Source organism: Methylobacterium sp. D48H (assembly GCF_053345715.1).
The window spans coordinates 81,940-95,961 of the sequence record NZ_JBKFAP010000008.1 but is presented as its reverse complement, the minus strand read 5'-3'; the positions used below and the strand labels follow the sequence as shown (position 1 = coordinate 95,961).

The following is a 14,022-nucleotide window of genomic DNA, read 5'->3' as shown; positions in this document are numbered from 1 at the left end:
GTGACCGGTCCGCGCGGGGCGCGGCCGGCGGTTTACAGGGCTGCCCGTCTCCGGCACAGGATGGCACCCCATGCCAACATTCTCGGACGCCACCGCGACCCCGGACCGGACGATCCCGAGCCTCGCCGGGACGCCGCGCGTGGTGCCGCCGCACCGCGCCCCGCCCGAGCGCGAGCTGCCGCTGCCCGCCTACCTGCGGTCGATCCGCGACAACGCGCTCGCGGGCTTCCCCCGGCGCGCCTTCGAGGAGCCGGTCACCCGCCGGGGCCTGCTCGGGCGGTCGAGCTTCGTGCTGAACGACCCCGAGGCGATCCGCCGGGTGCTCGTCGAGAATCAGGCGAACTACGCCCGCACCACCGGGACGACCCGCATCCTGCGCCCGATCCTCGGCGACGGTCTCCTGATCAGCGAGGGCTCGGCGTGGCGGCATCAGCGGCGCACCCTGGCGCCGGCCTTCACGCCGCGGGCGATCGACGGCCTCGTGCCCCACATCGCCGCGGCCGTGACCGACGGGATGGAGCGCATCGCCGCCGAGGCCGCGGCGGGGCCGGTCGACCTGTTCACGTCCTTCTACCGGCTCGCCCTCGAGATCGCCGGGCGCGCCATGTTCTCGGTGGGGATGGACCAGCACGGCGCCGAGCTGCGCCAGTTCATCGCCGAGTACGCCGAGCGGATGGGGCGGCCGCACCTCCTCGACATCGTCACCCCCCCGGGCTGGCCGGTGCCCCTCGACTGGTCGCGCCGCCGGTTCCGGCGCCGGTGGATCCCCTTCCTCGACCGGATCATCGCGGCGCGCCGGGCGGTCGAGGGGGACAGGTCCCGCTCGGGCGATTTGCTCGACCTGCTCGCGGCCGCGCGCAATCCCGATACCGGCGCCGCCTTCACGCCCGACGAGTTGCGCGACCAGGTCGCCACCATGATCCTGGCGGGCCACGAGACCACGGCCGGCACGCTGTTCTGGGCGGCCTACCTGCTGGCCCTCGCCCCGGAGGTGCAGGAGCGGGTCGCCGCCGAGGCGCGGGCCGCCGACCTCGCCGACCCCACCGGCTGCCAGAGTGACGGGCGGCTGCCGCTGACCCGCGCGGTGATCGACGAGACCCTGCGCCTGTACCCGGCGGCCTTCGTGGTCGTCCGGCGGGCGCTGGGCCCGGACACAGTGGCGGGCCACGCCGTGAAGGCGAGCGACATCGTGATGGTAAGCCCCTGGGTTCTGCACCGGCACCGGTCGCTCTGGTCGGATCCCGACGCGTTCGATCCGGGCCGCTTCCTGCCCGGCGCCCCCGGCCCGCGGCGCTTCGCCTACCTGCCCTTCGGGGCCGGCCCGCGGGTCTGCATCGGCGCGCAGTTCGCCCTGAGCGAGGCCGTCCTGTCCCTGGCGCGGGTGCTCCAGCGGTTCCGGCTGGTGCTCGACGAGCGCGAGCCGGTTCTGCCCCAGGCGGTCGTGACGACCCAGCCGGATCGCCCCGCGCGCTTCCGGCTGATCCCCCGCGCGCCGGTCAGCCCCTGATCCCGGTGATCGTCGCCGAGGTCGCCCGGGGATCGCGCATCGGCCAGCGGCCGCTCTCCACCTGCGCCAGGAAGTCGTCCAGCAGGCGGTTATAGGCGTCGGGCTCCTCGACCGAGAGGGCGTGGCCGGTATTGGGCAGCATGGCGAGGGCGGCGGAGGGGATGACCCGCTTGAGCATCAGGCTCGGGGTGAGGCAGGGCCAGTCCTCGTCGCCGGCGACGATCAGGGTCGGGACGGTCATGCGCCCCAGCTCGTCCGTGAGATCGTAGAGCGACGGCCGCCCCTTCTGCACGCCGGCCTGGGTGTTGGCCGAGCCGAGGGCCGAATGCTCGGCGAGCATCCGCCTGAACTCGGCGTGCCCGCGCGGGTCCTTGGTCTCGAACTGCACCCGCGTCGGCCCGACGGCGTAGCGCTCCGCGAAGGCCGCCATGCCGTCGCGGAGGAGCATCGCGGCGGTGGCGTCCGCCTCGGCGCGGAACAGCGCCTGCCGCTCCGGCTCCGCGCCGTAGCCGCAGCCGCCGAGGCACAGCGACAGCGCCCGGTCGGGGTGCCGCAGGCCGAAATGCAGGGTCGCGAAGGCGCCCATGGAGATGCCGGCGACGTGGGCCTTCGGCGCGCCGAGATGGTCGAGGACGGCCAGGATGTCGTCGGCGGCGCGCGCCTGCGCGTAGGCCGAGACGGCCTCCGGAACGTCGGAGGGCGGGTAGCCCCGGGCGTTGAACGCGACCGCGCGGTAGCGCCGGCCGAAATGGCGCAGCTGCGCCTCGTAGCTGCGGTGATCGCCGGCGAATTCGTGGACGAAGATCAGCGGCGTCCCCTGGCCGCTCTCCTCGTAGTGGAGCCGTATCCCGTCGTCCGTCGTGGCGCTCGGCATGGCGATCTTCTCATCGGCCTCCCCCGGGTTTCCGAGATGGCGCGACGGGGCGCCCGGTCGAGAGTCGGGACCGGAGTTCGTGGAAGGAACGACGAAGCCGCACCCGGCGGACCGGGCGCGGCGCGTGGATCTCCGTGCCGGCGGGGACGCTCCCCGCCCGGCTCAAGCGGCCTTCTTGGAGGAGGCCGGCTTGGCGGCCCCCTTCTTGGCGGCGACCTCGGCGAGCTTCGCGGCCAGCTTGGCGTCGAGCTTGCCCGAGGCACCGAGCGGCAGCTCGATGTCGAGGCCGAGGGTCGAGACACCCTCGCCGCGCTCCAAAGTGACCTTCACCTTGTCGGGCTCCACCGCGACGTGGTTGGCGATCACCGCCAGGATCTCCTCCCGGAGCTGGATCACGAGGTCGGGGCGACCCGACTCCGCGCGCTCGTGGGCGAGGATCAGCTGCAGGCGGTCGCGGGCGACCGCGCCGGAGCTGCGCTTCTGGAACAGTCCCAGGATGCTCACGCCGCCCTCCGCATGAACAGCTTGTCGAGGAAGGACTTGCGCTCGACCGGCAGGCTCATCGGCACGGACTCGCCCTTGAGCCGGCGGGCCGCGTCGGCATAGGCCCGCGCCGGGGCGCAGAGCGGGTTGTTCAGCGTCACCGGGCAGCCGAGGTTCGAGGCGCGCAGCACCTCCTGGCTCTCCGGGATGATCGCGAGCAGCGGGATCGACAGGATGTCGAGCACGTCCTCGGTCTTGAGCATGTCGCCGCGGTCGGCCCGCATCGGGTCGTAGCGGGTGAGGATCAGGTGCTTCTCGATGTCCTCGCCCTTCTCCGCCTTGGCGGTCTTGGAATCGAGGAGGCCGATGATCCGGTCGGAGTCGCGCACCGAGGAGACCTCGGGGTTGGTCACGACCACTGCCACGTCGGCGTGGTGCATGGCGAGCTGGGCGCCGCGCTCGATGCCGGCGGGGGAATCGCAGATCACCCAATCGAACTTCGCGCGCAGCTCGTCCATCACCCGGGCCACGCCCTCATCGGTGAGCGCGTCCTTGTCGCGGGTCTGCGAGGCCGGCAGCAGGTGCAGGGTCTCGAGCCGCTTGTCCTTGATCAGCGCCTGCGGGAGCTTGGCGTCGCCGTTGACCACGTTGATGAGGTCGTAGACGACCCGGCGCTCGGCGCCCATGACGAGGTCGAGGTTGCGCAGGCCGACGTCGAAGTCGACGACGCACACGCTCTGCCCGCCCTGGGCCAGGGCCGCTCCAAGGGCCGCGGTCGTCGTCGTCTTGCCGACGCCGCCCTTGCCCGATGTGACGACGAGAACCTTTGCCACGCGTCGATCTCCCTTAATCCAGGCTTGCCATTCGGATGTTGCCGCCATCGAGCCAGACCTGGGCGGCCTTGCCGCGCAGGGCCGTGCCCATGTCCTCCGCCGTCCGCACGAGGCGGTCGATCCCCAGCAACTCGGGTTCGAATTTGCGGCAGTAGATTCGTGCGCGCGGGTTGCGCGCGGCTCCGGCGATCGCGCGACCGCGCAGGGCGCCGTAGACGTGGATGGAGCCGCCGGCCAGGATCTCGGCCCCGGAGGAGACGGACCCCATCACGGTCACGTCGCCGGTCGGGTTGATGACGCTCTGTCCGGAGCGGACCGAGCCCTCGACGGTGATCGAGGTGACCACCTGCGGCTCCGGCTCGGCCGGGACGCTCGGGATCTCGATCGTCTCGGACGGGTGCCCCTTGACCAGCAGCGGCGGCAGGCCGTCCACCACCGCGTCGGTCCCCTCGATGCCCAGGACCGCGATGCCGCGGGCCTTGAGCTCGTTCATGAGCGTCTCGAGCGCGTCCGGCTCGGGCTTGAGCTGGGCGCAGTCCAGGATGACGGCCCGGCCTTTCAGCAGGGTCGGCGAGCGCTTGAGCGCCGCGTCGAGGCCCGCGAGCCACTCGGGGAGCGGCGGCTCGGGGGAGAGGGCCAGGGCCTTGAAGGCCCGCCCGCGCAGGCTGAGCGGCCGGGGCGCGGAAGGAGCCGCCGCTGTGGCGGTCTCCGGGTCGATCGGCTCGGGGAGGGTGTCGCTCATGTCCGCCCGTTAAGAGTCCTTACCGGACCATTGACGGCGGGTATGGTTACCGAAGGGTTAAGTTTCTGATCCGGTCGGCAAATTCTGCCGGGATCCTTGTATCGGGGCAGCGGAGGATGGTCTCACGCCCTCGGGCGCGCGCGTCGCGGGGGGCTCGGCCCCGGTCTCCGTGGGTTCTGCGCGGGCGGAAAGGCCGTTAACCGACGGCCCGAACGCCGGAGCTGCGAAGCCTCTCAACCTCGCTCGAACAGGTTCAGCTTGATCGCGTCCTCCAGCAGCCGCACCTCCACGGCCTGCCCCCGGAAGGCCGGGTCGAGGTCGTCGGCGGCGCGGTAGAGACCGTCGATCGCGACCAGCTCCGGCTCGAACCGCCGGCACCAGATCCGCGCCGTCGGGTTGCCGGCGGCGCCGGCGATCGCGCGGCCGCGCAGGGCGCCGTAGACGTGGATCGAGCCGCCCGCGATGACCTCGGCGCCCGACGCCACGGCGCCCAGCACCGTGACGTCGCCCTCGAGGTGCAGGACGGTCTGGCCGGAGCGCACGGGGGCGTCGAGGATCAGCGAGCGGGCCGTCTCCCTGGTCTGCGGTTCGGCCGGCGCGGGCGCGTCCGCGGCCGACTCGTCCGGGGCGGCGATCTCCCCCGCGGGGCGCCCGCCCGACAGGGCCGGCGGGGTCGCGGAATCCAGGAGCGACGGCGCCGCGCCCTCGATCCCCAGGATCGGGATGTTGCGGACGGCCAGCTCGGCGAGCAGACCGTCGAGATCCTCGCGGTTGAGCCGCAATCCGGACAGGTCGAGGATCACCGGCCGGCCGGCGAAGAAGTTCGGGGCGCGGCGGTTGAGGGCGTCGAGGTCGCCGAACCAGTCGGCGACCGGGGGGATCGGCGCCAGGACGGTGGCCATGAAGGAGCGGCCGCGGAAGCGGATCGGCGGGCGCGCCGGCTCGGATGTCGGCTGGGTCACGGGTGTGTTCGGTGTGCGCGGAAGGGATCGTCTGCATCCATGGGACGGCGCCGCGTCGGGGGCAATCCCGCGAGGGCCGGTGTGACGCCTTGGCGGGCCCGCGGGCGCGTTTCTGTTGTAGAGAGAGCCGGCAGCCGAGCCGGACCGGACCGTTGAGCAGCGTCACCCCGCACGCCCCCGCCCCTTTCGTCGTCGACGACCTGACCCGCGCCAACCAGCGTCGGGCGGCCGACCCGCGCGCCTCCGCCTGGGTCTCGGCCAATGCCGGCGCGGGCAAGACCAAGGTCCTCACCGACCGGGTGGTCCGGTTGCTCCTCGACGAGGCGCCGCCCGGCCGGATCCTCTGCCTGACCTTCACCAAGGCCGCCGCGGCCAACATGGCGATCCGCGTCTTCCGGCTGCTCGGCCGCTGGGTCACGCTGGACGACGAGACCCTCGCCGCCGAACTCGCAGAGCTCACCGGCGAGCGCGCCGGGCCCGAGCGCTTGCGGCTGGCGCGCCGCCTCTTCGCCCGGGCGGTCGAGACGCCGGGCGGCCTCAAGATCGAGACGCTGCACGCCCTGTGCGAGCGGCTGCTCCACATGTTCCCCTTCGAGGCGAACGTGCCGGCCCGCTTCGTGGTGCTCGACGAGGCCAAGGCCCGGGAACTGTTCGATATCGAGATGGCCAACGTCCTGGCCGACGCCGTCGCGAACGGCGACACGCCGCTCAGCGCGGCCCTCGCGCGGGTCACGCCGGAAGCCACGGGCGACACCCTGCGGGCGGCGATCCGGGCGGCCATGCGGGCGCGGAGCTTCATCGGCGACGCCGCCGGCCTGGAGCGGGCCTTCGGGCGGCTGCACGGGGCGCTGGGGCTGGCGGCCGAGGAATCCGCCGAGCGGATCGAGGCCGGGATCCTCGAGGGCGGTCCCGGGTGCCGCCCGGAGGAGCGCGCCGCGCTGGTCGCGGCGCTGCGCACCGGCAAGGCCAACGACGAGAAGCTCGCCGACGCGCTCGAAGCCGCCGAGGCCGAGCGGCTCCGCTCCGCGGACCTTCCCGACCGGGCCGAGGCGCTCGCCCTCTACCGCGCAGTCTTCTTCACCCAGAAGGACGAGCCCAAGGCCGACAGCAGCCTGGGGACCAAGGGCGTGCCGGCCGGCGCCAAGGCGGCGCTGCTCGCCGAGCGGGACCGGCTGGAGCCCCTGTTCGACCGCCTGCGCGCCGCCCGGGCCCACGCCCGCACGCAGGCGCTGTTCCAGATCGCCGCCGAGATCCACCGCCGCGTCGAGGCGCAGAAGGCGCGCCTCGGCGCCCTCGACTTCGACGACCTGATCCACAAGGCGCTGGACCTGCTCGGCCGCGTCGGCGCCGGCTGGGTCCTGTACAAGCTCGACCGCGGCATCGACCACGTCCTCGTCGACGAGGCGCAGGACACGAACCCGGAGCAGTGGGCGATCCTGCGGGCGATCACGCAGGAATTCGCCGCCGGCGAGGGCGCGCGGTCCGGCAGCCGCACGCGCTTCGCGGTGGGCGACCCCAAGCAGTCGATCTACGGCTTCCAGGGCGCGGAGCCGCGGGAATTCGCCCTGACCCGCGCGTCCTGGATCGCGGAATCGCGCTCGGCCGGACTGACCTTCGAGGACGTGCCGCTCACCCTGTCGTTCCGCTCGACCGGCCTCGTCCTGCGCGCCGTCGACGCGGTCTTCGCCCTCGACGCCCACAACGAGGGCCTGTCGTTCGAGGACACGGTGCGCACGACCGTGCACGCCAGCGCCCGGCCGGGCGCGCCCGGCGCCGTCGAGCTGTGGCCGATCGCCGAGCCTGAGCCGGCCGCGGAGCCCGATGCCTGGACCGCCCCCGTGGACGCGCCCGAGACCAGCGCTCCCGCGATCGTCACCGCCCGGCGGGTGGCGCAGGCGGTGCGCGCCTGGACCACCGCGGGGGACGCGACCGGCCGGATCTGGCGCCCCGGGGACGTCCTGATCCTGGTCCGGAAGCGCGGGCCGGCCTTCGAGGAGGTGATCCGCGCCCTGAAGGGGCTCGGCGTCCCGGTCGCCGGGCAGGACCGGCTCGAGGTCTCCGCCCACATCGCGGTGGCCGACCTGGTCGCCGCCGGCCGGGCGGGCCTCCTGCCGGCCGACGACCTGACCCTCGCCACCGCCCTCAAGACGCCGCTCGTCGGCCTCACCGACGAGGACCTCGTGCGGATCGCCGCCCGCCGCGACCTCGCCGAGACCCTGGAGGATGCCCTGCACCGCCACGCCGCGGCGGGCGACGCGGCCGCGCGGCGCGGGCTCGAGGCCCTGTCGGGCTGGATCGCCCTGGCGGGGCTCCACGGCCCGTTCGGCTTCTACGCCCGGCTCCTGGGGCCGCAGGGCGGCCGGGCCAAGCTGGTCGCCCGCCTCGGCGGCGAGGCCGGGGACGCGATCGACGTATTCCTCGCCGCCGCCGCCCAGGCCGAGACCGGCGAGGACGCCCCGTCGCTGGGCGGCTTCCTCGCCCGCTACGTTGGGGCCGAGGCCGGCCACACGGTCAAGCGCGACCTCGAATCGGGCCGCGATGAGGTCCGGGTCATGACGGTCCACGGCGCCAAGGGCCTGGAGGCGCCGGTCGTGGTGATCCTCGACGGGTGCGAGCCCCTCGGCCGCAACGATCCGCCCCTCCTGCCGCTCCCGGCGACGGAGATCGCGCTCCCGCCGGTCTGGTCGGGCGGGCGGACGCAGGACTGCGCCGCCACCGACGCGGCGAGGGCGGCCCTGCTCGCCAAGGCCCGGCAGGAGCACAACCGCCTGCTCTACGTCGCCATGACCCGCGCGGCCGACCGGCTGATCGTGGCGCCCTTCCGCGGCCACGAGCGCGAGACCGAGGCGGCGTGGTGCCGGATGATCCAGGCCGGCCTGGAGGCGGCACTCGGCGCCGGCCGGGCGCTGGAACTCCCCTACGGGCCCGCGACCCTCTGGCAGGACGGCGCCCCGCCGGATCCCGCCCCCGCCGCGGGTGCCGCGTCGGCCAGAGCGGAGGCCGGGCCGGAGCCCGACTGGCTGCGCGGCCCGGTGCCGCCGGAACCGACCTCCGAGGCCCTGAACCCGTCCGGCGCCCTGCAGGCGGCGGACGGAACGCGCGTGCCGCCGCCGCGCCTCGCCGACGCGCAGGCCCGGCGCCGCGGGATCCTGACCCACGCCCTGCTGCAGCACCTGCCCCGGGTCGAGCCGGACCGCCGGGAGACGGCCGGGCGCGCCTTCGTGCAGGCCCGGGCGCCCGGTCTGCCGCGCGCGGCCGCTCCCGCGATCGTCCGGTCAGTCCTGCGGATCATCGACGCCCCCGACCTCGCGCCGCTCTTCGCCCGGGACGCCCGCGCGGAGGTGGCGCTGTCGGGGCGTGTCCGTGCCGGCGGGACAGAGAGGGTGGTCCAGGGGCGCGTCGACCGCCTCGCCGTGACGGCGGACACGGTGCACCTCGCCGACTTCAAGACCGGGCGCCCGCCCGAGCCCGGCGCGCCGCTGCCCGCCGCGGAGGCCGGCCAGATCGCCCTCTACGCGCGCCTCCTCGCGCAGATCTACCCGGGCCGGACGATCCGGCCGATTCTCGTCTGGACCTCGGGGCCGGTGATCCGCGCCCTCGATTCCGACGACGTCGCGACGGCCCTGGACCGGATCGGGATCGAGGCGTGAGCCGTGCCCTAGGGCGCGTGCCCGGAAGCGGTCCGCATGCGCCAGCGCACGTCGCGGCGCGGCGATTGACCGAGAGAGCCGTGCGTCCCGGGCACCCCCGCCCTCCCCCGGCGACCGGACTTCTTGACCGGGCGCCGGGCCGTCGCCAATTCTGACCGGACCGCGCGGGCCTCTGCCCGTTCGACGCCGCCCGACGGGCGGCGGATTCCGAAAGGTGACGTTATGGCGACGGTGAAAGTAACCGACGCGAGCTTCGAGCAGGACGTTCTCAAGTCCGCCGAGCCCGTCGTGGTGGATTTCTGGGCGGAGTGGTGCGGCCCCTGCCGTCAGATCGGCCCGGCCCTCGAGGAGATCGCGACCGACCTGCAGGGCAAGGTGAAGATCGCCAAGGTCAACGTCGACGAGAACCCGCAGATCGCCGCCCAGTACGGCATCCGCTCGATCCCGACGCTGCTGCTCTTCAAGAACGGCGAGCGCGTGGACCAGAAGGTCGGCGCCGCACCGAAGGGCGACCTGTCGCGCTGGATCGGCGCCCAGACCGCCTGACCCGCCGTCGCGGCTCCGAACGACAAAAAGAAAGCCCGGCCGCGAGGCCGGGCTTTCTCGGTTTCGAGCCCAAGTTTTTTATTTCGGGATCCCGGTGCTTGGCCCGGGATCCCGTATTCCGTCTCAGTACGAGCCGAACTTGTAGTTCAGGCCGGCGCGGACGACGGCGAAGGCGTTCTCGTTCCGGCTGGCGCCGGCGAGCGAGTACACCGGCACGAGGCCGACCGGGGAGATCGCAGCACCAACCAGCGGCGCCTGGGCGCGGCCGTTGTTGTTGTCGAGGTTCACGTACAGACCTTCGACCTTCAGCGTGACGGCCGAGGAGCGGAAGAAGTTCAGGAACGAGTCGGTGGGCAGGGCGTACTCGACACCGCCGCCGACCGTCCAGCCGGTCTTGAAGTCGTTCCGGCGGCCGGCGAAGTTCTGCAGGCCGACGCGAGCGCCGTCATCCGTGCCGGTGGCGTAGGCGAAACCGCCGGTGGCGTACACGAGGGTCCGGTCGAAGGCCCAGCCGAGACGACCGCGGACGGTGCCGAAGAAGTCGATGGTGTTGAGCGTGCCGTTGACCGGGATGAAGCCCGGGTTGATCGCCACGGCGTTGGTGGCGAAGCGGGCGCGACGGCCGAAGTCGAGGTACTGCGCGTCAGCCTCGAAGCCGATCACGGCGCCGGAGCCCGGGGTCAGCTGCCAGTTGTAGCCGATCTGGCCACCGCCCGAGAAACCCTCGCGGCTGTCGTTGCTGTAGACCAGCGACGAGCCGTTCGGCAGCAGGGCCTGGTAGGGGACGAGACCGCCCGGAACCAGAGCGACCGGGTTGCCGGGCGTCTGGACGAAGCCGCGGGTGGAGTTGCTGCTGGCGTCGAACGCGTAGCCGGCGTTGATACCGAAGTAGGCGCCGGTCCAGGTGAACACCGGAACGGGGGTGAACACCGGCGGCGGCGCGGCGCGGCGCGGCAGGTCGGCGGCCGAAGCGGCGGCCGTGAGCGCGGTGAACGCCGCGAGAGAGGTGAGAAGCTTCTTCATTACTGTGATCCCCAGCATAAGCCCGATCGCCGGTGAAACTATGCGATCGGGCCCCGCGAGGATGTAGCTTAGCTGCCACAGCGGGAGGAAAGCGTGGCCGTGGACGGGTGTCCGTCCGGGCGATTGCGGCGATTCGACGGATTTTCGAATGCAGAATCCGGATTTCACAGGTCTCCGGACCTCGGCCACTTGATACAGCGGCCGCGCGCGGCGCTCCCAGACTGGAGACGACTCAGACCGGCGGCGTGTCGTTGGCGGCGAGAACCATGCCGGCCAAGTAGAGCGATCCGCAGATCAGGATTCGCGGCGGGCGCTCGAAGGCGATGTCCCGCACGAGGGCGAGGGCCGCCTCGATGCTCGGCGCCGCGTAGGTCTTGAGGCCGACATCCTCGCCGATCCGGGCCACCTCCTCGGCCGGGCGCGCGGCCATGGTCCCGGTGATCGGGACGGCCACCAGGGCCCGGGCCAGGCCCACGAAGTTGCGCAGGAACCCGTCGGCGTCCTTCGTGCCGAGCAGTCCGACCACGAGGACGAGCGGCACGTCGCTCTTCTCGCCGAGATCCGCCATGGCGGCCGCGAGGATCCGGCCGCCGTCGATATTGTGGCCGCCGTCGAGCCACAGCTCGGTGCCGGGATCGAGCTGGGCGGCCAGCCGGCCGCGGCCGAGGCGCTGCAGCCGTCCCGGCCACTCGACCTCGGTCAGGCCCCGCTCCAGGGCCGCGATCCCGATGTCGCCGAACCCGGCGGCGCGCAGCGCGGTGATCGCGGTTCCGGCGTTGACCAGCTGGTGACGCCCGGCGAGGCGCGGCCGCGGGAGGTCGAACAGGTCGGTCTCGTCCTGGTAGACGAGCCGGCCGCGCTCCTCGTGCACGGAGAAGTCCTGGTTGCCCACCAGCACGGGCCCGGCCCCGAGGGCTTCCGCGCGCCGGCAGAGGACGGCGTCGGCCTCGGCGTAGTCCTGGGCTGCGATCACCGCCGGGCAGCCGCGCTTGAAGATCCCGGCCTTCTCGGTCGCGACCGACTCGACCGTGTCGCCGAGATACTCGGCATGGTCGCGGCCGATCGGCGTCACCACCGCGCAGGCCGGCCGGTCGATGACGTTGGTGGCGTCGAGCCGGCCCCCGAGGCCGACCTCCAGGAGCAGCACGTCGGCCGGGCTCTCCGAGAAGAGCAGGAACGCCGCGGCCGTGGTGATCTCGAACATCGTGATCGGCTCGCCGGCATTGGCGCTCTCGCAGCGCGCGAAGGCGTCGGCCAGGCGGTCCTCGTCCACGAAGTGCCCGCCGCCGATCCCGCCGATGCGCATCCGCTCGTGGAAGCGGACGAGGTGCGGGGAGGTGTAGACGTGGGCGGCCAGGCCCCCGGCCTCCAGGATCGACCGCATGAACGCGATGGTCGAGCCCTTGCCGTTGGTGCCGGCCACGTGGATCACGGGCGGCAGGCGGCGCTCGGGATGGTTGAGCCGCGCGAGCAGCCGCTCGATGCGCCCGAGCGACAGGTCGATGGTGCGGGGGTGGAGCGCCAGGAAGCGCGCCATCAGGGCGTCGGACGAGGCCATCGCCGGGCTCAGGCCGCCTCGGAGGCCGCGGCCGGCGCGCCGGCCTGGGCCGCGTTGGTGAGGAGGCTGCAGAGACGCGTGATCGTCTCCTTGAGCTGGTGCCGGTGGACCACCTGATCGACCATGCCGTGCTCGCGCAGGTACTCCGCCCGCTGGAAGCCGTCCGGCAACTTCTCGCGGATCGTCTGCTCGATCACCCGCGGTCCCGCGAAGCAGATCAGCGCACCGGGCTCGGCGAGGTGGACGTCCCCCAGCATCGCGTAGGAGGCGGTGACGCCGCCCGTGGTCGGGTTCGTCAGCACCACGATGTAGGGGAGCCGGGCCGCGTTGAGCCGGCGCACCGCCACGGTGGTCCGCGGCATCTGCATCAGCGACAGGATCCCCTCCTGCATGCGCGCGCCGCCGGAGGCCGCGAACAGCACGTAGGGCGTGCGCTTCTCCAGGGCCGTCTCGGCGCCGCGCACGAAGGCCTCGCCCGCCGCCATGCCGAGCGATCCGGCCATGAAGCCGAATTCCTGCGCGGCCAGCGTCATCGGAAGGCCGCCGACCCGGCCGAAGCCGATCTTGAACGCGTCCTGCAGGCCGGTCTTGGCCCGGGCCTCCTTGAGCCGGTCGACGTAGCGCTTCTCGTCGCGGAACTTCAGCGGGTCGGGCGTGACCTCGGGCAGGGCCACGTCGATCCACGTGCCCTCGTCGAACATCATCTTCAGGCGCGCCTGGGCGCCCATCTTCAGGTGATGCTCGGAGCCGGGAATGACCCAGTGATTGGCCTCCACCTCCTTGTGGAATACCATCTGCCCCGTGTCCGGGCACTTGACCCAGAGGTTCTCGGGCGTCTCGCGCTTGAACAAGGTCTTGATCCGGGGGCGCACCACCTCCGAGATCCAGTTCATCGGTTCGACCATCGACTTGCGTCCGTCCGCTTCAAGCCCGCGCAGATATCAGGTGCGGCGCGCTCCGCCGCCAGGGGTGCCCGGTCCGCCCGTCAGGCGGCCCGCCCGACGCCCGCCGACCGCACGCCCGCGGCGAGTTCGCGCACCAGCTCCGTCACGGCCTCGACGCTTCCGCCTTGCGCCCGGCCCTCGCCGTCGAGGGAGCGCACCAGGGCGTCCACGAGCGCGGAGCCGACCACGACGCCGTCGGCCCCCTCGGCGATCGCCGCCGCGTGGGCGCCGGTCTTGACGCCGAACCCCACGACGACGGGCAGCTCGGTGTGGCGGCGGATGCGGGCGACCGCCTCGGAGACCTTGCCGAAATCCGGGGTCGCCGTCCCGGTGATGCCGGTGATCGACACGTAGTAGACGAAGCCCGCCGTGTTCGCGAGGACGGCCGGCAGGCGCCGCTCGTCGGTGGTGGGCGTGGCGAGGCGGATGAAGGCGAGGCCCTTGCCGAGGGCCGGCAGGCACAGCTCGGAATCCTCCTCGGGCGGGAGATCGACGACGATCAGCCCGTCGACCCCGGCCGCCAGCGCGTCGTCGAGGAAGCGGTCGACGCCGTAGGTGTGGATCGGGTTGTAGTACCCCATCAGCACGATTGGCGTGGTGTCGTTGCCGGCGCGGAAGCGGCGCACGAGGTCGAGGGTGCCCGACACCGTCTGGCCCGCCTTGAGCGCCCGCAGGCCGGCCGCCTGGATCGCCGGGCCGTCCGCCATCGGGTCGGTGAACGGCAGGCCGAATTCCAGGATGTCGGCGCCGGCGCCCGGCAGCGCCTTCAGGACCTCGAGCGAGGTCGCGGGATCGGGATCGCCGGACATCACGTAGGTGACGAGGACGGACCGGTTCTCCGCGCGGGCGCGGGCGAAGGTGGCGTCGATGCGGCTCGGCATGGTCGGTCGATATTCGCTT

At 73.1% G+C, this 14,022-nt stretch carries 12 protein-coding genes; 3 read left to right on the top strand and 9 right to left on the bottom strand.

What is annotated here, in order from left to right:
- Positions 1 to 70: 70 nt before the first annotated feature.
- Complete coding sequence (locus ACLBX8_RS15835) at positions 71 to 1,507, top strand: cytochrome P450 (protein ID WP_447715477.1); 1,437 nt, start codon at positions 71 to 73, stop codon at positions 1,505 to 1,507.
- Here the strand turns inward: ACLBX8_RS15835 and ACLBX8_RS15830 are convergent.
- From ACLBX8_RS15830 to minC (ACLBX8_RS15810), 5 genes are all read right to left on the bottom strand, one after another.
- Complete coding sequence (locus tag ACLBX8_RS15830; protein ID WP_447715476.1) at positions 1,497 to 2,381, bottom strand: alpha/beta fold hydrolase; 885 nt, start codon at positions 2,379 to 2,381, stop codon at positions 1,497 to 1,499. The two genes, ACLBX8_RS15835 and ACLBX8_RS15830, sit on opposite strands and share 11 nt — an antisense overlap.
- A 162-nt stretch (positions 2,382 to 2,543) precedes the next feature.
- Positions 2,544 to 2,885, bottom strand: a complete 342-nt coding sequence (gene minE, locus ACLBX8_RS15825; protein ID WP_042672278.1) for a cell division topological specificity factor MinE — start codon at positions 2,883 to 2,885, stop codon at positions 2,544 to 2,546.
- On the bottom strand, positions 2,882 to 3,697 hold the full coding sequence (gene minD, locus ACLBX8_RS15820) for a septum site-determining protein MinD (RefSeq protein ID WP_020093046.1): 816 nt from the start codon (positions 3,695 to 3,697) through the stop codon (positions 2,882 to 2,884). The genes minE and minD overlap by 4 nt, the downstream gene beginning before the upstream one ends.
- A 13-nt stretch (positions 3,698 to 3,710) precedes the next feature.
- Positions 3,711 to 4,439, bottom strand: coding sequence for a septum site-determining protein MinC (minC, locus tag ACLBX8_RS15815; protein ID WP_447715475.1), 729 nt, complete (start codon positions 4,437 to 4,439; stop codon positions 3,711 to 3,713).
- A gap of 233 nt (positions 4,440 to 4,672) precedes the next feature.
- Positions 4,673 to 5,341 (bottom strand): septum site-determining protein MinC, encoded by a 669-nt coding sequence (gene minC / locus ACLBX8_RS15810; RefSeq protein WP_447715518.1) that lies wholly within the window; start codon positions 5,339 to 5,341, stop codon positions 4,673 to 4,675.
- Between the two features lie 212 nt (positions 5,342 to 5,553).
- On the opposite strand from minC (ACLBX8_RS15810), the gene addA reads away from it, so the two are divergent.
- A complete protein-coding gene (gene addA / locus ACLBX8_RS15805) occupies positions 5,554 to 9,051 on the top strand; it encodes a double-strand break repair helicase AddA (RefSeq protein WP_447715474.1) in 3,498 nt (1,165 codons plus the stop codon).
- Between the two features lie 222 nt (positions 9,052 to 9,273).
- A complete protein-coding gene (gene trxA, locus ACLBX8_RS15800) occupies positions 9,274 to 9,597 on the top strand; it encodes a thioredoxin (RefSeq protein ID WP_010682902.1) in 324 nt (107 codons plus the stop codon).
- Positions 9,598 to 9,720: 123 nt separating this feature from the next.
- Here the strand turns inward: trxA and ACLBX8_RS15795 are convergent, their stop codons facing one another.
- From ACLBX8_RS15795 to trpA, 4 genes are all read right to left on the bottom strand, one after another.
- Positions 9,721 to 10,620 carry an outer membrane protein gene (locus ACLBX8_RS15795; protein ID WP_020093042.1) on the bottom strand — a complete coding sequence of 300 codons (900 nt, stop codon included), beginning with the start codon at positions 10,618 to 10,620 and terminating at the stop codon, positions 9,721 to 9,723.
- A gap of 232 nt (positions 10,621 to 10,852) precedes the next feature.
- The gene (locus ACLBX8_RS15790; protein WP_091978186.1) at positions 10,853 to 12,178 is read right to left on the bottom strand and encodes a bifunctional folylpolyglutamate synthase/dihydrofolate synthase; all 1,326 of its coding nucleotides are present in this window, start codon (positions 12,176 to 12,178) and stop codon (positions 10,853 to 10,855) included.
- An 8-nt stretch (positions 12,179 to 12,186) separates the two neighbouring features.
- Positions 12,187 to 13,083, bottom strand: a complete 897-nt coding sequence (gene accD, locus ACLBX8_RS15785; protein WP_091680513.1) for an acetyl-CoA carboxylase, carboxyltransferase subunit beta — start codon at positions 13,081 to 13,083, stop codon at positions 12,187 to 12,189.
- A gap of 80 nt (positions 13,084 to 13,163) precedes the next feature.
- Positions 13,164 to 14,003 carry a tryptophan synthase subunit alpha gene (gene trpA, locus ACLBX8_RS15780; protein WP_091680511.1) on the bottom strand — a complete coding sequence of 280 codons (840 nt, stop codon included), beginning with the start codon at positions 14,001 to 14,003 and terminating at the stop codon, positions 13,164 to 13,166.
- Between the last annotated feature and the right edge of the window lie 19 nt (positions 14,004 to 14,022).

Excerpts from the sequence above, each read along its gene's own strand:
- ACLBX8_RS15835 (WP_447715477.1), top strand. The coding sequence starts at position 71 with ATGCCAACATTCTCGGACGCCACCGCGACCCCGGACCGGACGATCCCG.
- ACLBX8_RS15830 (WP_447715476.1), bottom strand. The coding sequence starts at position 2,381 with ATGCCGAGCGCCACGACGGACGACGGGATACGGCTCCACTACGAGGAG.
- minC (WP_447715475.1), bottom strand. The coding sequence starts at position 4,439 with ATGAGCGACACCCTCCCCGAGCCGATCGACCCGGAGACCGCCACAGCG.
- minC (WP_447715518.1), bottom strand. The coding sequence starts at position 5,341 with ATGGCCACCGTCCTGGCGCCGATCCCCCCGGTCGCCGACTGGTTCGGC.
- trxA (WP_010682902.1), top strand. The coding sequence starts at position 9,274 with ATGGCGACGGTGAAAGTAACCGACGCGAGCTTCGAGCAGGACGTTCTC.
- ACLBX8_RS15795 (WP_020093042.1), bottom strand. The coding sequence starts at position 10,620 with ATGAAGAAGCTTCTCACCTCTCTCGCGGCGTTCACCGCGCTCACGGCC.
- ACLBX8_RS15790 (WP_091978186.1), bottom strand. The coding sequence starts at position 12,178 with ATGGCCTCGTCCGACGCCCTGATGGCGCGCTTCCTGGCGCTCCACCCC.
- accD (WP_091680513.1), bottom strand. The coding sequence starts at position 13,083 with ATGGTCGAACCGATGAACTGGATCTCGGAGGTGGTGCGCCCCCGGATC.
- trpA (WP_091680511.1), bottom strand. The coding sequence starts at position 14,003 with ATGCCGAGCCGCATCGACGCCACCTTCGCCCGCGCCCGCGCGGAGAAC.